The following is a 24,715-nucleotide window of genomic DNA, read 5'->3' as shown; positions in this document are numbered from 1 at the left end:
CGGGACTCCTGCGCCGGATCGGCCACCGGGGCCGCTGAACGATTGGATACACGCCCATGTCCGAGCCGATGTCACCCGCGGGCGCGGGCAACTTGCCCGCCGCGGTCACCACCTTTGTGGGGCGGCGTCAGGAGGTCGCCGAGGTGCGCCGGCTTCTCGGCGTCGCCCGGCTGGTGACACTGACCGGCGTCGGCGGGGTGGGCAAGACACGGTTGGCGACCGAGACCGGCGCCGAGGCGCGCACCGCGTTCGCCGACGGTGTCTGGCTGGTGGACCTCGCGCCCGTGCGGCAGCCGGAACTGGTCGCGCAGGCCGTGGTGAGCGCGCTCGGGATTCCCGACCAGTCCACCAAAGCACCAGTCGGCCAGCTCATCGACCACCTGGCCCGGCGCCAAGCCTTGATTCTGCTGGACAACTGCGAGCATCTCCTCGAAGCCTGTGCCGTCCTCATCGACCGGCTGTTGCGTGGCTGCGCCCGGCTACGAGTGCTCGCCACCAGCCGGCAGGTGCTGGGCATCGCCGGCGAGCACGTCTATCAGGTGCCGCCGCTGACCGTCCCCGACCCGAGCGCTCCGCCCGAGGTGGAGGAGCTCGGCCGGTTCGAGTCGGTGCGCCTGCTGGTGGACCGCGCGACCGCGATCAGACCCGGCTTCGCCGTGTCCGACGCCAGCCGTGTGCCGGTCGCACGGCTCTGCGCCCGCCTCGACGGCCTTCCGCTCGCCGTCGAACTGGCCGCGTCCCGCCTGCGCTCGCTGTCGCTGAGCGAGGTGGTCGACCGGCTGGAGGACCGGTTCGCGCTGCTGACCGGCGGCAGCCCGGCCGCCCTGCCCCGCCAGCGCACGCTGCGCGCGCTGATCGACTGGAGCCACGAACTGTGCTCGGCGCAGGAGAGACTGCTGTGGGCGCGCCTTTCCGTGTTCGCCGACGGCTTCGACCTCACGGCCGCCGAAGGAGTGTGCGCTGACGACAGCCTGCCGCGCGAGAGGATCGTGGATCTCGTCGACCAGCTCGTCGGCCAGTCGGTCGTGCAGGCCGTGGAACAGTCGGGCCAGGTGCGCTACCGGATGCTGGAGACCATCCGCGAGTACGGCTGGGAAAGGCTTGAGGCCTCCGGTGAGCTCACGGACCTGCGATCCCGGCACCAGGAGTTCTTCGGCCGGCTGGCCGCGCACATCGCGGACTCCTGGTACGGGCCCGGCCAGGAGGAGGGCCTCGCCAGACTCCGCGCGGATCACCGGAATCTGGAGGCGGCACTGGAGTGGTCCCTCGGCAACCGCGCGGCGCAGCAGGCCTTGTCCCTGGTGGCGGCGCTGCGTCATCACTGGTGCGCCGACGGTTTCCTGAGCGAGGGCAGGCGCTGGCTCGACCGGGCTCTGGACCTGCCGGGACCGCCGCCGCCCGAGCGGGTCACCGCGCTGTGGGTGGCCGGCTGGGTCATGCTGCAACAAGGTGACCACGACGGAGCCGAGGCACGGCTGGCAGAGTGCGAGAAGCTGGCCGCCGAGCTGGGTGACGAGTCGGCGCCGTACATGGCGCTGAGTCTGCGGGGTACTGCGGCACTGTTCCGGGGGCACCTTCCCGAGGCTCTCGACTGCTTCGAGACCGCCTCCGCCGGCTTCAGCAGGATCGGGCCCCCGGGCGGCACCCTGTTCACGGATTTCCAGGCCGCCATCGCGCACGCCCACGCGCACGACGAGCGGGCGGCGGAGCAGGGCGGGCGTGCCATCGCCCTCAGCGAGGAACTCGGCGAGGGCTGGACCCGCTCGTACGCGCTGTACGCCCTCGGTCTGCACGCCTGGGCACAGGGCGAGCTGGACTCGGCGGCCGCCTCGGCCCGAACCGGCCTGCGGATCCAGCGTGGCTTCAACGACCACGTCGGCGCCGCCGTACTGATCGAACTGCTGGCCTGGACCGCCGCCTCCGAGAAGGAGTTCGGCCACGCCGCCCGGCTCCTCGGCGCGGTCCGCTCGGTCTGGCGCTCCCTCGGCACGTCGCTGTCCGCGTTCGGGCCGCATCTGGAGGGCCACCGCGCCCGGTGCGAGCGGCAGGTGTTGCACGCGTTGCGGACGGAGGCCTGGCAGGCCGCGCTCGCCGAGGGCGGACGGATGGACCGTGACCAGGCCATCTCCTACGCGTTGGACGGCCCCACGCCTGCCCAGTCCGCGGCCGCGCCCGCTCCGGAGCCCGATGTTCTGACCCGGCGTGAACGCGAGGTGGCCGCGCTGGTGGCGCAGGGGCTGAGCAACCGACGGATCGCCGAGTCACTCGTGCTGTCACCGCGCACGGTCGACGGGCACGTCGAGCGCATCCTGGCCAAGCTCGGCTTCGGGTCCCGTGCGCAGGTGGCGGCGTGGGTGGCCGCCTCGGAGGACAGGCACCGGGTGGAACCACGGGTATTGCGGAACGGGTAGGTCCACCCATGTCCTCGGACCGCCTCCCCGGGTGACGCTCTGCGGCACACCAGGACGAGGAGGTCCTCATGGAAACGATGCAGCAGGCGCGTCCCCGCCTCGACGTGACGCCGGGAAGCCTGTTCATCGACGGGCAGTGGGAACCGGCGACGGCGGGCGTCACCCGGGAACTGCTGGACCCCGCGACAGGCCGGGTCGCCGCCACGGTCGCCGAGGCGGACGAGCGCGACGCCGAGCGCGCGGCCGCCGCGGCCCACCGCGCCTTCGAGCACGGGCCCTGGGCCCGTATGAGCCCGCGCGAGCGCGGCCGGATCCTTCTGCGAGCCGCCGAACTGCTGCGCAGCCGGGCGGAGGAGTTCGCCGAACTCGAGTCGTTCGACGTCGGCAAGCCCCTCACCTTCACACGCCGGGTCGACGTGCCGATGACGATCGACACCTTCGAGTACTACGGCAGCCTCGCCGCCGGCATCGAGGGCGCCACGCGGACGACGGCCACGCCCACCCTGGCCTACACCCGCCGCGAGCCGATCGGCGTGGTCGCCGCGATCACCCCGTTCAACTTCCCGCTCGTGCTGTCCAGCAAGAAGATCGCCCCCGCCCTGGCCGCCGGCAACACGGTCGTGCACAAGCCTGCCGTGGAGACCCCGCTGACCGCGCTCCGGCTGGCGGAGGTGCTGCAGGACGCCGGCGTGCCGGACGGAGCGTTCAACGTGGTCACCGGGGGAGCGGCGGCCGGCCAGGCGCTGGTACGCGACCCACGGGTGGGCAAGGTCGCGTTCACCGGCTCGACCGCGGTCGGCAAGCAGGTCGTCCGGGACGGCGTCGACACGATGACCAAGGTGACTCTCGAACTGGGCGGCAAGAGCGCGAACCTCGTCTTCGCCGACGCCGATCTCCAGGCCGCCGTGACCACCGCGGTCAGGGCCTTCACCTTCAACACGGGCCAGTTCTGCATGGCGGGCACCAGGCTGCTCGTCGAGCGGCCGGTGTACGAGGCCGTGCTGACGGGTGTGGCCACCGCACTCGCCCACGTGACCATCGGCGACCCGTTCGACGAGCGGACCGTCATAGGGCCCATGGCCGGGCCGAACCACCGGGCGAAGGTCCGGTCCTACGTGAACCGTGCCCGGCAGGAGGGAGTTCGTGTCTTCGGCGGCGACCATCCGGACGGGCCCGGTTTCTACATCGCGCCGACGGTGCTCGCCGACGTCGACCAGCACTCGGCGTACGTGCAGGAGGAGATCTTCGGTCCGGTGCTGACGGTCCAGCCCTTCGACACCGAGGAGGAGGCCGTCCGGCTCGCCAACGACACCCCGTACGGCCTTGCCGCAGGGATCCAGACCCGAGACGTCTCCCGCGTGCACCGGGTCGCCGCGGCCCTGCGGGCCGGAACGGTGTGGGTCAACACCTGGGCCGCCATGGACCTCTCCATGCCGATCGGCGGCTACAAGCAGTCCGGGTACGGCCGTGAGAACGGACCCGAGGGACTCGACGAGTACCTGCAGACCAAGTCGGTCGTCGTCGCCCTGTAGGCCCCGGCCACGAAGTCACGGAAAGGTAGGACATCATGAGCACTGTCACCACTGCCGCCGTGGTTGAGGAGCCCGGGGCGCCCTTCACCCTCACCGAGGTCGTCCTGGACGAACCACGTGTGGACGAGGTTCTCGTGCGGATGGTCGCCACAGGGCTGTGCCACAGCGATCTCGGCGCACAGGCAGGCAAGATCCCCTTCAGACTGCCGGGCATCCTCGGCCACGAAGGAGCAGGAATCGTCGAGCGGATCGGCTCGGCGGTCACCAAGGTCGAGCCCGGCGACAAGGTGCTGCTCAGCTTCACTTCCTGCGGGCACTGCACCGGCTGCCGCAACGGTCATCCCGCCCTGTGCGACACCTGGGTGCCGAGCAACGTGGTCAATGGCGCTCGGACCGACGGCAGTTCCACGGTCCAGCGTGACGGCACACCGATCGGCGGTCACTTCTTCGGCCAGTCCTCCTTCTCCGGCATGGCCCTCGCCGATGAGCGCAGCGTGGTGAAGGTGGACCGTGAGGCCGACCTCTCGGTGCTCGCCCCGCTCGGCTGCGGGGTGCAGACGGGAGCGGGCGCCGTCTGGAACGTGCTGGCGCCCAGGCCCGGCACGAGCCTGGCGGTGTTCGGGACGGGCGCGGTCGGACTGTCCTCGATCATGGCCGCGAACCTGCTCCCGCTCGGCGACATCATCGCCGTCGATCGGGTGCCGAAGCGGCTGGAGCTGGCACGCAGCCTGGGGGCCCGGCACACCATCAACACCGCCGCGGTCGATCTGGCGACCGCGCTGGCGGACATCACCGGAGGCCGTGGCGTCGACAACGTCGTGGACACCACCGGCCATCCCGCCGTCCTGCGCACCGCCGTCGACTCGCTCGCTGCGGGCGGGGCGTGCGCGGTGATCGGCGTGGCGGCTCCGGGAACCGAGGTGTCGCTGGAGATCCACGGCCTGCTGACGGGCAAGCGGATCCTTGGCGTGACACTGGGCGACGCCGAGCCGGAAACCCTGCTGCCGCGCCTGGCCGCCCTGCACCAACAGGGCCGGCTGCCGCTCGAACGGCTCATCCAGCACTACACGTTGGAGGACCTCAACAGGGCAGCGCACGACATGCACACCGGTGTGACCATCAAGCCCGTGGTGCTCTTCTGACAAGAGCGGCACCCGTCACCGCAGGGCGGGAGGACCCCAGCGTACGGACCAGGAGCACCACCATGACCTCGCGGGCCCGCAGGCGGTCGTCGCGCAGTCGCCACCCACAACGGCCGCCCTACTCAAGGCCGTCGCCCTGTCCGTGCGACGGCGGCAGCTACCAGCTGGCCCCGCAGGACGCGGTGGCAGTCAAGGCCCGTCCACTGATGCCCCTGCGCGAAGCGGCCCGCCCGGGCAGATCCGTTGCCGAGCCATGTGGCGGTATCAGCTCACAAGAGAGGTGTTCATGTCCGCAGCTTTGACACCGCTGCTCTTCCTGCACGGCTACTGGCACGGTTCCTGGTGCTGGAGCGAGGTCCTCACCCATGTGGCCGGCGCCGGCCGCCCAGCCGTCGCGGTGGACATGGCGGGGCATGGGCTGCGCGCACGCCGGCCCGCGTGTCTCGCCAGGCGCCCGTACGCTCCCGAAGCGCTGGCCACCGAGGTGTCGCCGGCAGCCGACGTGGACCTGGACCAGGCGGGTGAGCTGCTCGTGTCCCAGATCGAGGACGTCGGCCGTGGCGGCCCGGTCACGGTGGTGGCCCACAGCATGGGCGGCACCGTGCTGACCCGGGCAGCCCAGCTCGCGCCAGAACTCGTGGCGCACGCCGTGTACCTGGCCGCCTTCATGCCCGCTTCGGGCACGCCGGCCGCCGGATACCTGCGCCTGCCCGAGAACGCGGGCTCTCTGGTGGGGCCGGCCCTTCGCGCCGACCCCGCCGTGGTCCGAGCGCTGCGTCTCGACCCCACCTCGGACGACGCCGCCTACCGTCAGCACCTGCGCGACACCTTCTACGCCGATGTCGGCCCCGCCGTCGCCGACGCCGCCCTCGGGCTGCTCACCCCCGATGCCCCGGCCGGTATCGCGCTCGGGGCCACCGCCCTCACCTGCGAGGGTTGGGGCTCGGTGCCCCGCACCTACGTCACCTGCGCACAGGACAGGGCGCTCCTCCCGGCGGTGCAGCGGAAGTTCGTCGACGACGCGGACGCCGCCTTCCCCGACAACCCGACGTCCGTGGTGGCCCTCGACGCCTCCCACTCGCCGTTCCTGTCCAGGCCCCACGACGTGGCCGACATCGTCGTGAAGCTGGGCTGACGGGCGGCCGCCAGGGCGCGGGTGGGTCACGAGACCCGGCCACAGCACCAGGCAGCGCCGGGCCGCACCAGGGGCGTCCTCCGGGATGTCCTGCTCGGTCCAGATGCATTTGCCGTCCTGGAGGTAGCGGGCGCCCCAGCGCTGGGCGAGGGCGGCGACGAGCTGCAGGCCGCGGCCGCCCTCGTCGGTGTAGGCGGCGTTACGGATGCGCGGGGTGCTGAGGCTGCTGTCGTAGACCTCGCAGATCAGAGAACGGCTGCGCAGCAGGCGCAGCCGCACAGGCCCTCGGGCGTGCCGGACCATGTTGCCGACCAGCTCGCTGACCAGCAGCTCGGTGGTGATAGCCAGATCCTCCAGCCCCCAGGCGGCCAGTCGTTCGCGGACGTGTTCGCGGGCGTGTCCGGCAGCTCGCGGATCGTGAGGGAGGTCGTACGTGACGACGTTCTCGGCGGAGGTGCCCCGGACATGGGTGATGAGCAGGGCCGCGTCGTCGTTGGTCTGCTCGTGGTCGGGCAGCAGCGCGTCGGTGACCATGTCGCACAGGTCCTCCAGGGCCCCGTCGTCACGTGGGCGCGGTGCTCCGAAGTACCCGGTCCCGGCCAGCAGCCCGCGGAGCTGGGCCAGCCCCTGGTCGGCGTCACGGGTGGCGGATTCGATCAGGCCGTCGGTGCACAGGACCAGCAGGCTCTCGGCGGGCAGATGCACCTCGCGTGTCAGGAACCGTGCCGTCGGGATGGACGATCACCGGCGGAAGATGCCCGGCCTGCGAGTACGCACAGGTCCGCGAGACGGGGTCGAAGACGGCGTACAGGCAGGTGGCGTAGAAGTCCTCACCAAGATCGCTGACCAGGCCGTTGAGGTGGGCTAGCAGTTCGTCCGGGGGCATGTCCAGGAAGGACATGGTGCGTACCGCGGTGCGCAGCCGGCCCATGGTGATCGCCTCGGTGATGCCGTGTCCCATCACATCACCGATCACCAGGGCGACCCGGTCACCGGACAGCGGGATCAAGTCGTACCAGTCACCGCCCACCTCCTCACCACGACCCGCGGGCAGGTAGCGGGCGGCCGGCAGGCGGGGCAGCTCCCGGGGCAGCAGTCCGCGCTGCAGTTCCTGTGCACGAGCGTGCTCCAGGTCGTACAACCGGGCCCGCTCCAGTGCCTGGCCGACCAGACCGCTCAGCGCCGTCAGCAGCGCCCGCTCAGCGTCGCTGAAGGGTCGCGGATTGCTGAAGCCCAGCACACACATGGCGATGGGTCGGCTGGACGCCGTGAGTGGGAGGAAGGCCAACGCGTTCTTCGGCGTCGCCGCCCAGAAGTTCTCCATCGAGGGATAGCGCCGAAGACCCTCGGCCTTCGATTCGACGAACCGGGGAGTACGAGTCTCCAGTACGTCGGAGGCCACGAGGTTTGCGGTGAGCGGAAGGCCACTGACCTGGCGCAAGAAGTCCTCGGGGTATCCCACGGCGCCGACCGGATACTGTTGCCCGCCTTCGAGCGCCCGTCGGCGCCGAACGGTGGCAGGACGTGCCGCGCGACGGCTTCCAGGACGTCTCGGGAGATGACGGCCTCCGCGAGCGCCGTGGTCAGCTCACCCATGCGGAGCGTCCGCCCGGCCCCGGCCGCGGTACTGAGTCCCGACGGCGTGCCGGGCAGACCCTCCAGACGTGCCGCGATCCATTGCGCGACCGCACGCAGGACCGCCTGCTCCAGGTCGTCCGGCTCGCCAGGCCGGGTGGTGAACACAGACAGCGCACCGACCGGTCCGTCGGTGCCCGGCAGGGGCACCGCGGCGGTGCCCGGCAGGGGCACCGCGGCGGTGCCCGACGCCCCGATGCCCAGGCTGTCGCCGGCCGCCCAGACGAAGGCCCGGCCCTGCACGGCACGTGCCGGTGCCGCTTCCTGGTCCTCGCGCAGCTCGCCACATGCCTCCACGGCGTCGAGGGTGAGCCCGACGCCCACCGCCAGCCGTAGCCGGCCGCTCGCGGGTTCAGCCAGGTGCACCAGGGCGCCGATCCCGTCCAGACACGTCCTCGCCTGGTGGAGAGCCGGCGCCAGCGTCCGCCCCTGTGCGTGGGCGGTCCAGAGGGTGCTCGCAGACGCCCCCTCCTGCTCGGCCGCAGAAACGTTTCCAGTCGCCCGGATGGGGTCCATGTGAACCACCAGGTGCTTCATTCATGTGTGGGCCAACATGAACAACGGTAGACCCGAGCCCCGCATCCCGTTTATGGCTGGGACGGCGCGCGGCCCGGTGCAAGGTGCAAGGGGCCGCGCGCCGCGTTGGGGGTGCTCAGACCCGCACCGAGTCCAGCGGAATCGCCTGATACATCTCCGGCTCCTGGTCGGGTCTGAGCGCCGTGGGACCGTAGACCCAGTCCATGAAGGAGTAGTCGTACGTGTCGCGGGCGCGCATCACCGCGTTGCGCTGGTTCCTTTCGACCCCGACGTGGTGCCACAGCCGGCCCCATGAGCGGGCCGTGAGGACCACACGCCGACAGTGTTCCGGGCGTACGGCCTCATACGCGGCGAGTGCCGCCTCCCAGTCGACCCCAGAACCGGCCCCGGACCTCTTCGCGAGCTGTGCGCCTACGTGCTGGGCCAGCACCCAGCCGTCCTCGACGGCCATGACGGCGCCCTGGGCCATGTACTGCAGCGGCGGATGGGCCGCGTCGCCGAGCAGGGCGATACGTCCGGCGACCCACTTCATGAGCGGCTCGCGGTCGAACATCCGCCACCAGCGTTCCCGCCACATCAGCGGCAGGCCCTTCTGGACCTGGTCGCACGTCCCCTCGAAGGCTCGGTCGAGTTCGTCCGGCGTGCCCCAGTCCTCCTCGCCGGCCAGAGCCTTGGGCGACTCGAAGACCGCGACCTGGTTGAACATCCGGCCGCCGCGCAGCGGGTACTGGACGAAGTGGCAGCGGGGGCCGACATACAGCACGACGTCCTTCTCGTGCACGTCGTTGGCGCGTACCTGCTCGAAGGGGACCGCGCCGCGGTAGGCGACATACGCCGAGTTGACGGGCTCGTCGTCCACGATCAGCTTGCGTGCGACCGAGTGGAGCCCGTCGGCGGCGAGGACGACCTCGGCCTCGTCGGTCCGTCCGTCGGCGAAGGTGACCCGCGCGCCGCCCTCGACGTTCTCGTAGGCCGTGCAGCGTGCCCCGGTCACCAGCTGCACCCCCGCCCGCTCGCAGCCGCGCAGGAGGACGCCGTGCAGGTCGCTGCGGTGGATCACCAGGTACGGGAAGCCGAAGCGGCGTTCCAGGTCCTTGAGGTCCACCCGGGTCAGTTCGCTCGCGTCGAGAGCGTCCTTCATGATCATGTGCTCGGGCAGCACACCGAGCTGTACGGCCTCCTCCAAGAGCCCGTACTCGTGCAGGATCCGGGTGCAGTTCGGGGCGATCTGCAGGCCGGCGCCGACCTCGCCGAACTCGGGGGCCTGTTCGTACAGGCGGACCCGCAGGCCTTGGAGGCTGAGGGCCAGCGCGGCCGAGAGCCCGCCGATGCCGCCACCGACGACCAGGACGTCGGGACGGTGGATGTCTGTGGTGTTCATGGGTCTCTCCCGCGTGGTCACAGCCACGGAGTCAGGGGCTCGGCCGGGGAGCCGTCCCGTTGGGTCACACCGGTGTACGGGCGGCCCGCCAGGTAGGTGGTGATGTCGGCGGCGCTGCCCTGTACGGCGGGGACGGTGTCAAGACCGCGCTTGCCGAGGATGTCGTGGCGGAGTTCGGTGAGGAACGTCTCGGGCAGGTCCGTGAACCGGATGCCGGTGTCGAGGTCGACGGCGTGCACCATGACCTCCCTCGTGCGCATCCACGGGACCTCGCTCGCCGGCACGGTCCGCCCCTGGGCGGTCAGCACCTCGGCCCGCCACTGCTCCTCGGTCAGCTCGGACATCGCGTAGGCCAGCAGCTGCGCCGACTCCTCGAACCAGGCGGTGACCCACGCCGCGGGAAGTTGGGCGCCCGACTTGATGTCCGCCAGGCGCTGCTCCGGCGAGTTGTACATCGGTGTGGGCTCGCCGGTGCGCGCCCAGTGCATGAGGTTCCTGAGCGCCCGGGCGTTGGCGGCCACGTGGGCCACGACGTGCTTGCGGGTCCAGCCGGGGAGCAGCGAGGGCGCGTTGTACGACGCCTCGTCGAGGTCGGCGACGGCCTTGCGGCACAGGTCGGTCCCCTCGACCGCCCAGGCCAGTGTCGTCTCAAGGGTCCTCATGACGCACCCTCGGCAACGACGCGGTTCTCCAGGCGGCCCAGCCCCTCGATCTCGGTGACGATGGTGTCGCCCTCCCGGAGAAACACCTGCGGCTTGCGGGCGTGGCCGACGCCGCCGGGGGTGCCGGTGGCGATGATGTCGCCGGGGCTCAGCCGGATCATCGTGGAGACGTAGCGGACGAGGTGGACCGGGTCGAAGAGCAGGTCGCCGGTGTTGTCCTGCTGCATGACATGCCCGTTGACCTCGCAGCGGATGTCGAGGGCGGGACGCGGGCCGCCGACCTCGTCGGTGGTGACCAGGAACGGTCCGAGCGGCGTGGTGGAGTCCCAGTTCTTGCCCTGCAGCCATTCACGTGTGCGGAACTGCCAGTCGCGGCAGGTGACGTCGTTGAGGACCGTGAAGCCCGCGATCGCGGCCTCGGCCTCGGCCTCGTCGGCGCGCCGGACCTGCCGGCCGACGACCACGGCGAGTTCGGCCTCCCAGTCGAACTGCTCGGTCTCGACCGGGCGCCGGACGTCGTCGAGGGCGCCGACGAGGGTGTCGGCGAACTTGCAGAAGAGAGTGGGGTATTCGGGCAGGTCGCGGCCCATCTCCTTGATGTGCTTCTGGTAGTTCAGGCCGACACAGACCACCTTGCTGGGGCGGGGTACGAGCGGGGCGAACTCGGCGTCGGCGCCCGCGTACCGCTGACCGTCGGCCACCGCCGCCGCGTCGAGGCCGCCGGCCGATGCCAGTACGGCACCCACGTCGGGGAGCCCCAGGTCGACGAGCCGGTCGCCCTCGACACGTACCGCGGTGGTGGTGCGGTTGCCGAGACGGATGGTTGCGAGCTTCACGCGGTCTCCTCGATATGGGTGCGGAAGAGGTTGAGCTTGGTGAACAGGGGTGCGTCACTGAACTGGAACAGGTCGAGCGCGCCGGAGTCGGAGTCGGACGGCGACGCCTCGGACCGGATCGACAGGGGCTGCCAGGAAGGGACGACGAAGAGGTCACCGCGCTGGACCGACCAGGAGAAGTCGCCCACGGTCACCCGGCCGGAGCCGTCGAAAACCTGGTACACCGACGAGCCCGTCTCCCGTCGCGGGGCGATCTCCGCGCCGCTGACGAGCCGGTGGAACTGGGCCCGGACGGTCGGCAGGACGTCCTGCCCGGTGGTGGGGTTGGTGTAGCGCACCAGCGCGTGGCCGGGCCCGACGGTGCCCGAGTGGCCCTCGCGCTCCAGCTCCAGCTGGTCGGTCAGAGCGGCGTCGGTGTCCGCCCAGCGGTAGCAGAGCAGCGGAGTGCCTTCCCTGCGCCCGAACTGCGAGACCGGAACCAGGCCCGGGTGGCCCCAGAGCCGCTCCGAGCGCGAGCGGTCGGGCGTCGCGTGCTCCGCCTCGGACAGCTCGTTCCGGCCGAAGTCGAAGAACTGCGCCTCGACGTCGTACTGGAAGGGGATGTCCAGGCCGTCGATCCAGGCCATGGGCGTGCTGGCCGAGTTGTGGTGGGCGTGCCAGTTCATCCCGGCCTGCGGCAGGAAGTCACCTCGGCGCATGGGCACCGGATCGCGCTCCACGACCGTCCACACGCCTTCGCCTTCCACGACGAACCGGAAGGCGTTCTGGGTGTGCCTGTGCTCAGGCGCGTCCTCGCCCGGCATCAGGTACTGGATGGCGGCCCAGAGCGTGGGGGACGCGTAGGGCCTACCGCCCAGACTCGGGTTGGCCAGGGCTATCGCCCGCCGCTCCCCGCCGCGGCCGACCGGCACGAGCTCGCCGGAGCGGCCAGCCAGGTCGAGCAGCGTCTTCCACTCCCACCGGTGCGGCCGCGCCTTGGACCTCGGTTGCTCCGGCATCAGGTCGCCGATCCGCGTCCACAGCGGCACCAGCAGGGCTTTCTCGAAGCCGCGGTAGAGGTGCTCCAGCTCGGGAGTCACCGGGGGCTGGTCCGGCCGGTCTTCGGCGGTCAGTGAGACGGGGGAGACCACGTCGTCGTGTTCGCTCATACGGGAACGGTGCTCCGTGTGGTCTGCTCTGGAATAGTAGATTCTGATAGACAGAACACGCGAAGGGCGGCCGTCATGGCCAAGTCGATGAAGAACCCGCCGGCCTACGGCGTGACGAGCGTGGATCACGCGCTGCAGCTGGCGGTGATCTTGCAGGTAGAGGGATCTCTGACCGTCTCCGAGGCCGCTCGGCGCATCGGGGTGGCCCGCTCCAGCGCCCACCGTCTCCTCTCCACGCTCGTGTACCGCGACTTTGCCGTGCAGAACGATGATCGAAGCTACGGTGCCGGCCCGGTACTGGAGATAGCCGCGCAGGCACAGTCCAACGTCTCGGTGATCCGTGCCGCCGCCCTCGACCCGTTGCGCACCCTCGTCGACACCCTCGACGAGACGGCGAACCTCACCATCCGCACCGGTCGGACCGTGCGGTTCATCGCCTCCGTCGAGTGCTCACAGGCACTGCGGGTCGGAAACCGCGAGGGCATGGTGTTCCCCGCACACCAGGTGACCGGAGGCCTGGTCATGCTGGCCGCCCTCAGCGACGAGGAACTCGCCGCTCTCTACGCTCCCGCCCCTGCCGACACCTCCGAGGAGCGCCCGGACATGACCAAGCTGCGTGCCGACCTGCGCGCGGTCCGGCACAGCGGTGTGGCTCTCAACCTGGAGCGCTCCGAGCGCGGAGTCGTCGCCGTCGGGCGCGGCGTGACCGACTCCGGCGGTGACACGGTCGCCGCCGTGTCCGTGTCCATGCCGAGCGTGCGCTACGCCCCGGAGCGGGTGAAGGGGATCGTCGCGGCTCTGGGCCTCGCGGCGGAGAGGATCTCGGCGGCGCTGTGATGCGCCGGCTGGCGAGTCCGGTCACCCTGGCGCGCGACGAGGGAGCACTCGGAGCACAGGCCTGGTGTCGGCTCAGGTGCCGGGTCCGCGTCAGCGGTGCGTTCCGAAAGCGGGTGGATGGCCGATCTCCGCCATGCGCCGGGCCAGATGGGACAGCCGGTCAGGTGTGTCGTCGACCAGGAGCACCAGTCGCGGCGTGGCGCTGTCGTCGCCGGCGGCCTCACTCAGGACGTTCAGGAGAGTCGCCAGCACGTTCGGCGGCTCGTCGGCGAGGAGGTCGCCCGCTTCACGGACGACTACCGTCAGCGGCGGCGAACTCCCCTGATCGCCTTCGTCATTGCTGATGTGCGGCACGAGGTCGTGGAGGCTGTCGAGGAAGGCGTCCCAGTTGTGGCCGAAGTAGTCCGGGAACCCGAGCACGGCGGCCCATTCGGTGAACAGGGCCCGGCTGGTACGGGAGTGGGAGCCGCGCACTTCCGCGCGGGACGGGGTGCCGGCGGCCGCCTCGGTCAGCGGACGGATCCAGTGTGGCGTGTTGTCGGTCATGTCATGGTCTCCTCGGGATCGCCGGGGCAGTGTGGCGGACGGGTCCCGTTCGTCACACCGCCCCGGCCTGTGTGCCGCCCCAGTGGCTAGAAGCGGCCCAGGTAGTAGAAGGACTGGTAGTGGTCGTAGGTGACGAAGGCGTTGCCGGTGTTGGGATTGCGTATGAGCCGCCGCGAGTTGCGTGAGCTTCCCGGCGCGTTGTAGTAGTCGATGTCGTACTCGACGTACGGGGAGTAGTGCGTGACCCCGTTGCTGTCGGTGTAGGTCGAGTACGCCTGGGAGGACGAGGCTCCGTGGGCCACCTGCTCGAAGTTGGCGACCTGGACCCGGCGGCGCCCCCGCAGCCGGGGCCTCTTCGGGTTCTCCGCGGGGGCGGGCGACTGCGCAGGTGTGGGGGACAAACTCGTGCTCCCTGGCTCGTACGGATGCGTCACCGAGGCCGTTCGCCTCGGTGACCGGCGTCGTGGTGGCGCCGTGGCACAAGGTTCGGTCGGGGCGCGGCCCCAGTTCATGGGTAGTGCTACTGAGCGGCTACCTAATTTGCGGCCCCACACTTCGGTGATCTGGCACGCGGAGAAGAAGCCACGCTGGGGCATGAGTTGATCGAGGCGGCTGTCGGCGACGGGCGGGGACAGCCGCACCTCGGCGGTGATGCACCAGGTGCCCGCACTGCGGGGCGACGTGCTCGTTCAGGCGAGTGACCGAGTCTCTGGGAGTGCGCGTCATGGAGTCGGACACGGCCGTCACCCGATACCGGTTGCTGGGGGCGTCGGTGGCCATGGACGAGCGGACCACGATTTCCCACGTCCGGCCGCGGTCGGCACGTCTCATCGCCCCGCTCGACTCCGCGTCGTCGTGCTCACCGTGGCCCGAACGCGCTGTCCGTCACCCGGAACCTTGCTCACGACATGGGATCTTGATGTGAGGTCCACCAGGCCTCGATCTGAGCACGGGAGGAGAAGTCGAGTTTGGTCAGGATGTGGTCGACGTGGCTGTCGACCGTGCGCGGCGACAGTACGAGTTCAGCGGCGATCTTCCCGTTGGTCATGCCGCTGGCCACCAACGCGGCGACCTGTTGCTCTCGACGGGTCAGCGGGGCCGGGGCGGCTGGGGCGGGGAATGAGCCGGCCTCGGCTTCTGTGCCCAGGGCATAGTCGATGGCCTGCGCCGCCCCGTCGACCCTGCCGCCCTCGGCGAGGGCCTGTTCGTACCCGCTTCGGCCGAGGGCCCGCAGGATCCCCGCCTCGCAGCGGGCGCGAAAGTCGGCGGCTCGACGGTCGCCCGCGCTGACCTCTGTGCCGACACCTCGCTCCAAGGCGTAGGCGACGCCCAGAAGGCGTCCGGCCCGCTGGTGCTCACCGCCGGCGGCGCTGAGCCAGGCCAGTTCCGGGCCAGGGTCGGCTCCGGCGCCGCCTCGAGTGCCCGGTCGAGTTGCCGTCTTCCCTCGCCCAGGAATCCTCCGGCCACCCAGTGATAGAGAAGCGAGGCCGCCAGTACGAGGGCGTCCTGACGGTCTTCTGGCTCGGAGTCGCTCCGGACAGGCCGGTCTCTCCCTGAATCCGCGGTCCCTGAGACACCTGGCTTCCAGCGCCGCGAGCAGGTTGCCGTGCTCCGTACGCAGCCGGGTCAGGATGTCGGCTTGGCGAGGCCCGAACCAGTCCTGAGCAAGGCGTTGCGTCAGGGTGAGGAAGAAGTCGCGGTGCAGACGCAGCAGCCGTTTCTCCTCGCCGCGCTCCACCAGCCGTTCCCATCCGTACTGCCGGATGGTCTCCAGCATGCGATAGCGCGGCAGGCCCTCGGACAGGGTGGGTTCCACCAAGGACTGAGCGACCAGTCTGTCCAGGAGGTCCAGCACCTCGTGCGGCTCGACGCCATCGTGCGCGCAGACGCCCTCCAGCGCGTCGAGACCGAAGCCGCCGGTGAATACCGACATCCGGCACCACAGCAATGCTCCTGGGGGCTGCACAGTTCCCAGCTCCAGTCGATCGTCGCGCGCAGTGTGCGCTGATGCGGCCGGGCGGTTCGGCTGCCGACGGTGAGGAGCGCGAATCGGTCCTCCAGGCGCTCCGTCGCCTGTTCCACGGTGAGCGTCCGTAGCCGGGAAGCAGCCAACTCGATCGCCAGCGGCAGTCCGTCCAGACCTGTGCACAGCCGGTCGACCACCGCCTGGTTCGCCTCGGTGATCTCGAAGTCCGGCCGTACCGAGGCGGCGCGCTCCCGCAGCATCTCGACCGCCTCCGCCGGCGCGAGAGCCGGTACCGCGTAGACGTGCTCGCCCGTCAACCCCAGCACCTCCCGGCTCGTGGCGAGTACGCGCAGGTCGGCGGCGGCCGACAGCAGAAGCTCCACCAACTCCGCACAGGCGTGCACCAAGTGCTCGCAATTGTCCAGTACCAGCAGCATCCGGCGTGTGGAGACGTGCAGCGCCAACTGCTCCACTATGGGCTTGGTGCCTTGATCCGCCACTCCCAGCGCGGCGGCCACCACACCACGGCCGAAGGCTCACGCGCGGGAGTCAGGTCCACCAGCCAAACCCCGCCCGGGAACGCCTTGGCCGACGCGGCGGCCACCTCCAGGGCCAGCCGTGTCTTGCCCACCCCTCCCGTGCCGGTGAGAGTCAGCAGCCGTGTGGTTCCGAGGAGCCGCCGGACCTCGCCCTTCTCGCGCTGTCGAGCCACGAAACTCGTGAAGGGCGCCGGCAGAGTGCCCGTGGCTACCACGCTCGTGCTGGTCACGTTCTGCTCCCACCTGCTGTGTGCGTGCGAAGGCGCAGGCATGCGGAGACCCGGCACGGTCGGTACGGCGTTGTCCCATTCGCTGGTGAGTCTCGCTGTGTGTGCGATCGCGCGCAGCTAGCTTGGTCGGCCAATCTTTACGCGGTGAGTCTACTGCTTCGCTAGACCGTGAACGGAGGTCGGCGGACGCCCGCCAGAGCCCGGCTGTGCTCAGCCCCACTCCGAAGGAGTCCGGAGCCAGGGGCTCGCAACGCCTGCTGGCTGTGACCGGAGGCTCTGTTCGGCCCAGATGATCTTGCCCCTGGTGGTGTGGCGGGTGCCCCAGCGTTCGCTGAGTTGCGCGACTAGGAGCAGCCCGCGACCGCCCTCGTCGTAGGTACGGGCGCGGCGCATGTGAGGTGCAGTGCTGCTGGTGTCCGAGACTTCGCAGATGAGGCTTCGGTCGTGGATGAGGCGGAGCTGGATGGGTGGTTCGGCGTAGCGGATGGCGTTGGTGACCAGTTCGCTGACGACGAGCTCGGTGACGAAGACGGCGTCGGTCAGACCCCACTCCTCCACCTGGCGGACGGCTGCCTTGCGGACCTCGGCGACGGCGGCGGGGTCGGGTTCCACCTGCCAGGTGGCGACGTGCGAGGCGTCCAGTGCCTGGGTGCGGGCGATGAGAAGGGCCACGTCATCGGCCGATGGCTCGGGCAGCAGGGTGGCGAGGACGGTGTCGCACAGGGCGTCCAGTGAGAGCGCCGGACGGTTCAGGGCCTGGGACAGCCGGGAGATGCCGTCGTCGATGTCGAGGTCACGTGATTCGACCAGGCCGTCGGTGTAGAGGGCGAGCAGGCTGCCTTGTGGTACGTCGACCTCCGCGACCTCGAATGGAAGTCCGCCGAGGCCCAGAGGGGGGCCTGCGGGGATGTCGAGCAGTTCCGCATTGCCGCCCGGGCGCAGTATCAGCGGGAGCGGATGCCCGGCGCGAGCGAGTGAGCAGCGGCGTGAGACCGGGTCGTACACCGCGTACAGGCACGTTGCGCCGACATCCCCCGTGGTCTCCGCGTTCCCTGCGTTCGCCTCGGTGGACAGGCGGCTTACCAGGTCGTCGAGGTGGGTGAGCAGTTCGTCGGGGGGCAGGTCGATGTCGGCCAGGGTCCGAACGGCGGTGCGCAGGCGCCCCATGGTGGCTGAGGCGTGAATGCCGTGGCCCACGACGTCACCGACGACCAGCGCCACCCTCGCCCCGGACAGCGGGATCGCGTCGAACCAGTCCCCGCCCACCCCGGCCCGGCCACCGGCCGGCAGATAGCGGGACGCGACGTCCACTGCGGCCTGTTCGGGCAACCTCTGAGGCAGCAGGCTGCGCTGAAGGGTGACCGCTGTGTCGCGTTGTCGCGCGTAGCGCTGTGCGTTGTCGATGCAGACGGCCGCTCTGGACGCCAGCTCCTCGGCAAGGACTAGGTCATCCTGCCGGAACGGTTCGGGGTGGCGGTGACGGATGAAGGCTGCGACGCCCAGGGTCGTTCCACGAGCGGCCAGGGGCACCATCATCATCGAGTGGGTGCCGAAGTCGCGGACGCTGGCGGACCGGAGCGGATCGCGGGCGATCCACTCGGCGGCCCCGGGATCGGTCATCCGGTACAGAGCGGAACGTCCCGATCGAATAGTTTCCGCAGGTGGGGATCCTTCCGGGTACGCGTCCACCTTGCCCAGAGCGATGACGGCCTCGGGGCTGCCCGGCTGCACGGACTGATGGGCGACGCGCCGAAGCATGAGCGTTTGGCCCGCTGGCGGCACCATCGGGGGCGGCTCATGCATGTCGTTGAGGGACGTCAGCAAGTCGACGCTCATGAAGTCCGCGAATTCCGGGATCGCCATGTCGGCCAGTTCCTGCGCTGTCCGTGTCACATCGAGGGTGCTGCCGATGCGCTTGCTGGCTTCGGCGATCAGCTGGAGGCGTTTGCGGGCCCAGTGCTGCTCGGTGATGTCGTGTGCGGTGAGACAGACACCGCGGATTCGGCCGACGCTGTCCTGCAGCGGTGACAGGTTGATCGCCCATGCGTGTTCGCGGGTTTCCCCGAGGGTGCGCAGGTAGTGCTCGCGGTAGTGCGGCTCACCCGTCTTCAGCACCCGCTTCATGTCCTCTTCGTCCACCTCTCCGGCCTCGTCGCCCAGGATTTCCGGGAGGCGCAGCCCGCGGAGGTAGTCCTCGGTGAGGCCGAGTGCCTGTTGCGTGGCCTCGTTGGCCCTTCGCACGCGGCACCTGGTGTCGTACAGCGTCAGTGCGCAGCTCGGGGACTGTGCGAAGCTCCAGCCCACCAGGGCCACGTCGTCCGGCTGGGGAGGCAGTCCGTACAGGGCGGAGACCACCAGCCATTCGCCGTCGCCGCGCTCCGGCGATCTGTGGTGGGCGACCACCCTCTTGTCCAGATGGTGGCCGTCCCGGTGTCTGAGCGTGAGCGTTCCGTGCCATCGAGGAAGTTCGGAGAGCGCAGGCACGTCCTCTGTACGAGGCTGCTCGGCGAGCAGGGTGGCCGCCGGCCGGCCCAGGATCTGGGCCGACGAATACCCCAGCAGACGTTCGGCACCTTCGTTCCACCCGGTGACGAGTCCGTGTTCGTCGATGTCGACGCGAGCGGTGAGTGCCTCGCCGACCACGTCGCGGTCATCGCGGGGACTCGTTTCCTGACCGGCGGTGACGCGCCGCTCCATGGGCCGCTCACCTCGCTCTCGTCGAGATCTTGAGATTCTCACCGCGCTGAGACCGTCATCGCTTGGGACGGGCGCCGCCCGACTCCCGCAGCCTGCGGGAATGCACACACACAGACATACTCACATCGCGTGCACACGTACTCACGTACTCGCCATTATCCCGCCAGAGCAGCCCGAGGCTGGACGAAGCGGAGGCGGCCGCTGGACGGACCTGGTCGCCGGGCGGGGTGGGGGCCGCCGATAGCCGAGCCCATCTATTCCGCTCGTCGAATCGGCGTTGGGCTGAGTCCACCTTGTGCATGTGCCGTGATAGCTGCGGGTGACGTGGCCGTCGCGTTCAAGCTTAAGCAGGGCAGGCGTTCGGTCAGCATCTTGGGCGTGACACCAGGCAGCAGGGTGCGCATGGACGGCATCATGACCCACGGGACCTGCTGGGGCGCCGACCGGTTCGTTGGCCAGTTCGCCCCTGGCATGCTCGAGAGCCTCGTCCAGCGCAGACCGCGTCGGCGTTCATCACCTCGCTCGGGATCGCCCCCGTATTGATCGGTCCGCTCAGCGTCGGCACCCTCCTGAAGCCGGGCGGCCCCGCCTTCGGGACCACGCTCAACAGCGTGGAGCTCAGCACGCTCGCGGCGCGATGACGGCGAGGCGGAGGTTCAGAGCTTCGACGGGGCTATGGCTCTTCCAGAGGTGGCCTGCTCAGCCGTCAAGGCCCCGGACCAGGTACTCCCATACCTGACGGAGTGCGCCCTCGGAGTAGATGTGGCCGCGCTTGGAATGGGACTCGACCTGGTCGGACCACACCGGCCAGCCCCCGAAGCCGTGGGTCAGCAACTGCTGTCGGCAGGCCTGTTCCAGCAGGACGGCCGTCACGGTGGCGGTCTCCAAGTCCGGGCCGACAGCCACGATGCCGTGGTTCACCAGGAATACGGCCTTGGCGTCCCCGAGGGTGGTGGCGACCTCCTTGCCGAGTTCCGGGGTCATGATGAGGTCGGCCGTTCCCGTGTAGGCCGGCACCTGCGGCGGGACGAAGAAGTTCGCGGCATGGCTCACCGGTCGCAGCGGCTGGCCCGTGGCGGCGAGTGCGACCGCATGGGGCGAGTGGACGTGGACCACTCCGCCGACGTCGGGACGGGCGGCTAGAATCTCGGTGTGGATCGGGTATTCGCTGTGACGGGGCCCGTCACCCTCCAGGATGTCGCCGGACTCGTCCACCAGGTGCACTCGCTCCGGCGTCACCTCCTCCAGCCCCCATCCAGCGGCCTTGATCCATGCGCCCCTACCCTGCGGGTCCCGGGCCGAGGTGTGGCCCCAGACGAGGTCGCCGTGTCCGTCGGCGGCCAGGATCTGTGACGCGGTGGCCACGAGGGCGCGCAGGTCGTCTGTCATGGGTCTCCTTCGATCAAAAAGTGGGTCTGCAAGACAGAATTGAGTTCTAAAAGAGAGCGTAAGTGGCGGGAGCGGCGAGGGGTAGGCCTTTCTGGGGAGCAGAACGAGATGGGTGGTTCTCAGCCGATCCGACCGGCCATGTCCCCCATGAGCCGAGCCGCTCGAGCGATCTGCTGCTCTCCGAGCCGTGCGCTGGGCGCGGCGACGCTGAGGGCTGCCGGTGGCCGGCCGTCGCGGATCACCGCCACGCCCACCGAGCTGACGCCTTCCTCGCTCTCGTCGTGGTTCACGGCGTACCCGCGCTCGCGAACGCGGTCCAGTTCCGCGAGCAGTTCCGAGCGGCGCCGGATCGTGTGCGGGGTGACCGGCGCGAGTGACTCGCCCGGATACAAACGCAGTACGGCATCGGTCGGCAGTTGGGCCAGCATGGCCTTTCCCAGGCTGGTCGCGTACGCCGGCAGTGCACGCCCGACCCGGCCGGCCACGCGGAGCGCGAGTTCACTCTCCACGCAGTCGAGGAAGCGGACTTCGCCTCCTTCGAGGGTACCGAGGTGGACGGTCTCGCCGGTGACGGACGCGAGATCCTCGAGAACTGGGCGGGCCAGGGCGCGGATGTCCATCCGGGTCGCGGCGGCCAGGCCCATCTCCACGAGCGCGGGACCCAGGCGGTAGACCCTGGTCTCGGGGTCCTGTGCGACGAAGCGGTGGTACATGAGCATCGCCAGCAGCCTGTGCGCCCGGGACTTGCCGATGCCGAGTTCCTCGTACGCCTCCGTCAGCCGCAGCTGATTTCGGTCGCGGAACAGCAACAGCAGGCGCAGGGCCTTGTCGACCGTCTCGATGGGGTACTGGGGGACCTGCTCCGCGTCTTCTGAGTTCCTCATGGCAGAACCCTAACGTCCCCTTCTCGGCCAAGGTTGGCTGAAATGTTATTGGTCGACCATATATTTTCGTTCTGTTGTTGACACGCAAGTTCTGCAAAGAGAAAACTCGCCGAGCGCCAGCAATCGTTGGAGTGCCAATGAGTGATCTCGAATCCTGCCTGCGGCTCGGCATCGTGCTGCCTCCCTGCCCTGCTCCACACGACACGGCCTCGTACGCCGACGAGTGGAATCCACTCCTTGTGGGTGACCGATCGGAGCGTAGCGGGCATGCCTTGGTTCGACGCACCGACGGTGCTCGGCGCGCTGGCCGCCGCGACCCGTCATGTCCGCATAGGAACGTCGGCGCTTGTGCTGCCGCGACGGGATCCCATCCACGTCGCACACGCCCTGGCCACCGTCGACCATCTCTCCGAGGGGCGGCTCAGCACCGGGGTGGGAGTCGGCAACAGCGCGATGTCCGCGGCCGAGTTCGAGATCGCCGGGGTGGACGCGGCCCAGTGCGGTCGGCTCACCGACGAGTACCTGGACTTGCTCCGCGGACCGTGGGCGACCGACAGCGTCGATCACAAAGGCGACGGCTGGCGCTGCTTCGGAGTGAGCCTTGCGCCGAAACCCGCCCGCCCCGTGTCGGTCTGGGGCGGCGGGTCCATGCCTGCTTCCCGCTGGCGTGCCGGCCGGGCCGGTGACGGATGGCTCGCCGTCTTCAGTTCGCCCGCGAGGTTCGCCGCGGAGCGGGCCGAAGTAGGGGAGGCCGCCAGGAGTCACGCACGGGACGCCGCGTCGCTCGTCCCTGCGGCCTATCTCTTCGGCGCGATCGGCGAGGACGGCACGACGTCCCGCTACGCCCTGGACAGGGCGTAGCGCGGCTTCCTCGGTTCACCTCTGGAAGCCGTCGCGGATGCCTCTGTCTGGGGCACGCCCGAGCAGTGACTGGGCCGGCTGACCGTATGGGAGGCCCGGCACATCAACGTCGCACTGTTCACCGACCGGCGGGAGCACGACGTCCGGCTGATCGGCGAACACGTCGTGCCCCACCTGTCCCGCGCACCGGCGGGCACCGCTGCACACATCACCACACATCCGCACCCCTAGAAAGAAGAGTCACCGTGTTCGACTTGAGCAGGGACCTCATGACCCTTCCCTCGCGCGCCCAGGCACTTACCGCGCGCGGGGCACGCGAACTGGACGCGCCGCCGCCCCCGGACGTCCAGCCCCGCTGGGACATCCCCGACGTGGTGGTGGTGACCGCCGCGGTCTCGGGCAGGGTGACGAGGGAAGCGACCACCGGCACACCGCGCAGCTTCCCGCTGGACTTCGACAGCTTCGTGCAGACCTCGGTCGACGTCATCGAGGCCGGTGCCGCCGGTGTGCACATCGACTTCGGAGGCATCGCCGCCATCCAGGAGTCCGGACTGTCCGTCCCGGACTGCTACGACAAGGTCATCGGCGGCATCCACGAAAAGACGTCGCACGACTGGATCGCCGACTGCAACGTCCTGCGCGGCGAGAACCTGTACGAGAACGTCTATCCGATCACCTCCGGGCTGGCCGAGACCGTGCCCATCGCACCGAACTTCCCGGTCGACTGGATGGAGACCGTCGCCATCCTCGTCGGCCAGTTCAACCGGCGCCTGTTCTTCTCCATCCACTCCGCCGCCGAGGTGGACCTCGCCAACCGCTACATCTACTCCCGGGGCCTGGCCGGCACCCCCGCCTGCTGGCTGATCCTCATCGGCTACCAGTACGACGACGCCACCGACCGGCTCGCCACCTACCTCGCACACCCGCGAGCGATGCTCGACGAACTCACCCTCATCGTCGACCGCATCCGGGAGATCGACCCGCACGGCTTCATCCAGGTCTGTGCCGCCGGACGCGCCGGCCACTACCTGGCCACCGCAGCCATGCTGCTCGGCCTGCACGTCCGGGTGGGTACCGAGGACACGGTGTGGCGCTACCCGCACCGCGACGAACTCGTCGAGAACAACGTGGAGATGGTGCACCGCGTCCGCGCCACGGCCGAGTCGCTGGGCCGTCGTCTTGCCACGCCGGCCGAGTTCCGCGAGCTCATCGGACTGGAGCAGCCGAAGTCCGCCGGTACGGCCGAAGGGACGCGGTGATGGCGGACAACGCGAACGGAGGGCGCCCAGGCCCGCCGCCGAACGCCCACCTGTGGAGCCGCGACGGCTTCAACGGCGACATGTGTGTCACCGCCCGGCCTTACCCCATCGTCGAGTACACCCGAGTGCAGGGACGGCATGTGCCCCACCGCCTCGACATCCACGACCTCGACCTGCCCGACCGGTCCGATCCCGAGGCCCTGCCGACCGTGTTCGCCGCGAGCCGCAAGGACGTCTCCCTCGCGGCCTCCGCCCGGTCGACGCCCACGCCCTTCGCATGGCGCAACGCCGAGAGCGACGAACTGCACTTCGTGCAAGACGGTGAGCTGGACTACGTCACCGACTTCGGCACCCTGCGCGCCGAACCGGGCGACTTCGTCTGCCTGCCGCGAGCGGTCACCTACCGCGTCGTGCCGGTCACCACCCCCACGCTTCGCGTGATCGTCGAGACGCCCGAGCAACTGCGGCTCGACCCGCCGGCACCGTTCGGAATGATCAGCTTCGGGCGGGACGTCAAGTACCCCGATCCCGCCCTGAGTTCGGACGCATCCGGTCCCACCGAGCTCCTGGTCAAGGCCTTCGACGGCATCACCCGGTTCAGCCTCCCGCACGACCCGCTCGCGCTCCTCGGGATCGTCGGCGGGCAGGTCCCGGTATGGAAGCTCAACCTCGCGGACATCCAGCCGCTGACCTATGTGCCGCATGGCGGACCGCCGGGATCTTTCGCCGCCAGCACCAGCCGGGACCTGCTGTTTTACACGCTCAGCGCACGCCCGGGTACCCGTCCGCCCATGCATCACAACGCCGACTACGACGAACTCATCTTCTACTTCCGGGGACCGGGCGCCTATGGAGCCCTCGACCAACCCGGCCAACTGGCCTGGACTCCCAAGTCCGTCGGCCACTGGGGCCCGCCCGAGGACGTCCCCGAGGGATACCTGGCCTGGCTCATCGAGAGCACGGGCACCTTCCGGCTCACCCCCGTCGGCCACGCCGCGGCCCACCTCATGGAGACGGGGCAGTTCGGCCGCCAGCCCGAGTCCGCCGATGCCGAGCAGGCGCCCGTCTCGGCCTGAACACGTCGGTCC

Annotated in this window: 20 protein-coding genes and 1 pseudogene; 9 read left to right on the top strand and 12 right to left on the bottom strand. The window is 69.9% G+C overall.

The features are described from left to right. Positions 1 to 56 precede the first annotated feature (56 nt). From ACIRA5_RS42410 to ACIRA5_RS42395, 4 genes are all read left to right on the top strand, one after another. Positions 57 to 2,411, top strand: a complete 2,355-nt coding sequence (locus ACIRA5_RS42410) for an ATP-binding protein (RefSeq protein WP_403700556.1) — start codon at positions 57 to 59, stop codon at positions 2,409 to 2,411. Positions 2,412 to 2,479: 68 nt separating this feature from the next. Further along, positions 2,480 to 3,943 carry an aldehyde dehydrogenase family protein gene (locus ACIRA5_RS42405; RefSeq protein WP_403700553.1) on the top strand — a complete coding sequence of 488 codons (1,464 nt, stop codon included), beginning with the start codon at positions 2,480 to 2,482 and terminating at the stop codon, positions 3,941 to 3,943. 35 nt (positions 3,944 to 3,978) lie between these two features. Beyond that, positions 3,979 to 5,085 carry an NAD(P)-dependent alcohol dehydrogenase gene (locus ACIRA5_RS42400; protein ID WP_403700550.1) on the top strand — a complete coding sequence of 369 codons (1,107 nt, stop codon included), beginning with the start codon at positions 3,979 to 3,981 and terminating at the stop codon, positions 5,083 to 5,085. A 286-nt stretch (positions 5,086 to 5,371) separates the two neighbouring features. Next, entirely contained in the window at positions 5,372 to 6,220 is an 849-nt protein-coding gene (locus ACIRA5_RS42395) for an alpha/beta fold hydrolase (protein WP_403700547.1), read from the top strand. Between the two features lie 117 nt (positions 6,221 to 6,337). Here the strand turns inward: ACIRA5_RS42395 and ACIRA5_RS42390 are convergent. Continuing rightward, a pseudogene (locus ACIRA5_RS42390) lies at positions 6,338 to 7,648 on the bottom strand (SpoIIE family protein phosphatase); the annotation flags it as partial. Between the two features lie 96 nt (positions 7,649 to 7,744). On the opposite strand from ACIRA5_RS42390, the gene ACIRA5_RS42385 reads away from it, so the two are divergent. Next, positions 7,745 to 8,191, top strand: coding sequence for a hypothetical protein (locus ACIRA5_RS42385; protein ID WP_403700544.1), 447 nt, complete (start codon positions 7,745 to 7,747; stop codon positions 8,189 to 8,191). Positions 8,192 to 8,507: 316 nt separating this feature from the next. Here ACIRA5_RS42385 and ACIRA5_RS42380 read toward each other — a convergent pair whose 3' ends face one another. Genes ACIRA5_RS42380 through ACIRA5_RS42365 form a run of 4 tightly spaced genes read right to left on the bottom strand, consistent with a single transcriptional unit; the run spans position 8,508 to position 12,419 of the window. Further along, the gene (locus ACIRA5_RS42380) at positions 8,508 to 9,773 is read right to left on the bottom strand and encodes an FAD-dependent oxidoreductase (RefSeq protein WP_403700541.1); all 1,266 of its coding nucleotides are present in this window, start codon (positions 9,771 to 9,773) and stop codon (positions 8,508 to 8,510) included. Between the two features lie 17 nt (positions 9,774 to 9,790). Beyond that, positions 9,791 to 10,435: a maleylpyruvate isomerase family mycothiol-dependent enzyme gene (locus ACIRA5_RS42375; protein ID WP_403700538.1), complete on the bottom strand. Its 645-nt coding sequence runs from the start codon at positions 10,433 to 10,435 to the stop codon at positions 9,791 to 9,793. Next, complete coding sequence (locus ACIRA5_RS42370; protein WP_403700535.1) at positions 10,432 to 11,271, bottom strand: fumarylacetoacetate hydrolase family protein; 840 nt, start codon at positions 11,269 to 11,271, stop codon at positions 10,432 to 10,434. The genes ACIRA5_RS42375 and ACIRA5_RS42370 overlap by 4 nt, the downstream gene beginning before the upstream one ends. Further along, positions 11,268 to 12,419, bottom strand: coding sequence for a cupin domain-containing protein (locus ACIRA5_RS42365; protein ID WP_403700532.1), 1,152 nt, complete (start codon positions 12,417 to 12,419; stop codon positions 11,268 to 11,270). Before ACIRA5_RS42365 ends, ACIRA5_RS42370 begins: the two co-directional genes overlap by 4 nt. Before the next feature lie 75 nt (positions 12,420 to 12,494). Between ACIRA5_RS42365 and ACIRA5_RS42360 the strand changes: the two genes are divergently transcribed. After that, entirely contained in the window at positions 12,495 to 13,256 is a 762-nt protein-coding gene (locus ACIRA5_RS42360) for an IclR family transcriptional regulator (RefSeq protein ID WP_403700529.1), read from the top strand. Between the two features lie 90 nt (positions 13,257 to 13,346). Here the strand turns inward: ACIRA5_RS42360 and ACIRA5_RS42355 are convergent, their stop codons facing one another. The 7 genes from ACIRA5_RS42355 to ACIRA5_RS42325 form a co-directional block, all read right to left on the bottom strand. Further along, positions 13,347 to 13,802: a barstar family protein gene (locus ACIRA5_RS42355; RefSeq protein WP_403700526.1), complete on the bottom strand. Its 456-nt coding sequence runs from the start codon at positions 13,800 to 13,802 to the stop codon at positions 13,347 to 13,349. Between the two features lie 86 nt (positions 13,803 to 13,888). Continuing rightward, entirely contained in the window at positions 13,889 to 14,203 is a 315-nt protein-coding gene (locus ACIRA5_RS42350) for a hypothetical protein (RefSeq protein ID WP_403700523.1), read from the bottom strand. A 500-nt stretch (positions 14,204 to 14,703) separates the two neighbouring features. After that, positions 14,704 to 15,735, bottom strand: a complete 1,032-nt coding sequence (locus ACIRA5_RS42345; RefSeq protein WP_403700520.1) for a LuxR C-terminal-related transcriptional regulator — start codon at positions 15,733 to 15,735, stop codon at positions 14,704 to 14,706. Positions 15,736 to 16,240: 505 nt separating this feature from the next. After that, a complete protein-coding gene (locus ACIRA5_RS42340; RefSeq protein ID WP_403700517.1) occupies positions 16,241 to 16,537 on the bottom strand; it encodes a hypothetical protein in 297 nt (98 codons plus the stop codon). Between the two features lie 210 nt (positions 16,538 to 16,747). Next, positions 16,748 to 19,234, bottom strand: a complete 2,487-nt coding sequence (locus tag ACIRA5_RS42335) for a SpoIIE family protein phosphatase (protein ID WP_403700514.1) — start codon at positions 19,232 to 19,234, stop codon at positions 16,748 to 16,750. Between the two features lie 699 nt (positions 19,235 to 19,933). Continuing rightward, the gene (locus ACIRA5_RS42330) at positions 19,934 to 20,623 is read right to left on the bottom strand and encodes a class II aldolase/adducin family protein (RefSeq protein ID WP_403700511.1); all 690 of its coding nucleotides are present in this window, start codon (positions 20,621 to 20,623) and stop codon (positions 19,934 to 19,936) included. Positions 20,624 to 20,742: 119 nt separating this feature from the next. After that, positions 20,743 to 21,507: an IclR family transcriptional regulator gene (locus ACIRA5_RS42325; protein WP_403700509.1), complete on the bottom strand. Its 765-nt coding sequence runs from the start codon at positions 21,505 to 21,507 to the stop codon at positions 20,743 to 20,745. Between the two features lie 141 nt (positions 21,508 to 21,648). On the opposite strand from ACIRA5_RS42325, the gene ACIRA5_RS42320 reads away from it, so the two are divergent. The 3 genes from ACIRA5_RS42320 (at position 21,649) to ACIRA5_RS42310 (ending at position 24,703) form a co-directional block, all read left to right on the top strand. Continuing rightward, a complete protein-coding gene (locus tag ACIRA5_RS42320) occupies positions 21,649 to 22,368 on the top strand; it encodes an LLM class flavin-dependent oxidoreductase (RefSeq protein WP_403700506.1) in 720 nt (239 codons plus the stop codon). Between the two features lie 254 nt (positions 22,369 to 22,622). Beyond that, on the top strand, positions 22,623 to 23,627 hold the full coding sequence (locus tag ACIRA5_RS42315; RefSeq protein WP_403700503.1) for a 3-keto-5-aminohexanoate cleavage protein: 1,005 nt from the start codon (positions 22,623 to 22,625) through the stop codon (positions 23,625 to 23,627). Then, on the top strand, positions 23,627 to 24,703 hold the full coding sequence (locus tag ACIRA5_RS42310) for a homogentisate 1,2-dioxygenase (RefSeq protein ID WP_403700500.1): 1,077 nt from the start codon (positions 23,627 to 23,629) through the stop codon (positions 24,701 to 24,703). Before ACIRA5_RS42315 ends, ACIRA5_RS42310 begins: the two co-directional genes overlap by 1 nt. The last annotated feature ends 12 nt before the right edge of the window (positions 24,704 to 24,715 follow it).

The organism is Streptomyces sp. NPDC096311, from assembly GCF_044763085.1.
GTDB lineage: Bacteria > Actinomycetota > Actinomycetes > Streptomycetales > Streptomycetaceae > Streptomyces.
This window is presented reverse-complemented; position numbering and strand designations above follow the sequence as displayed.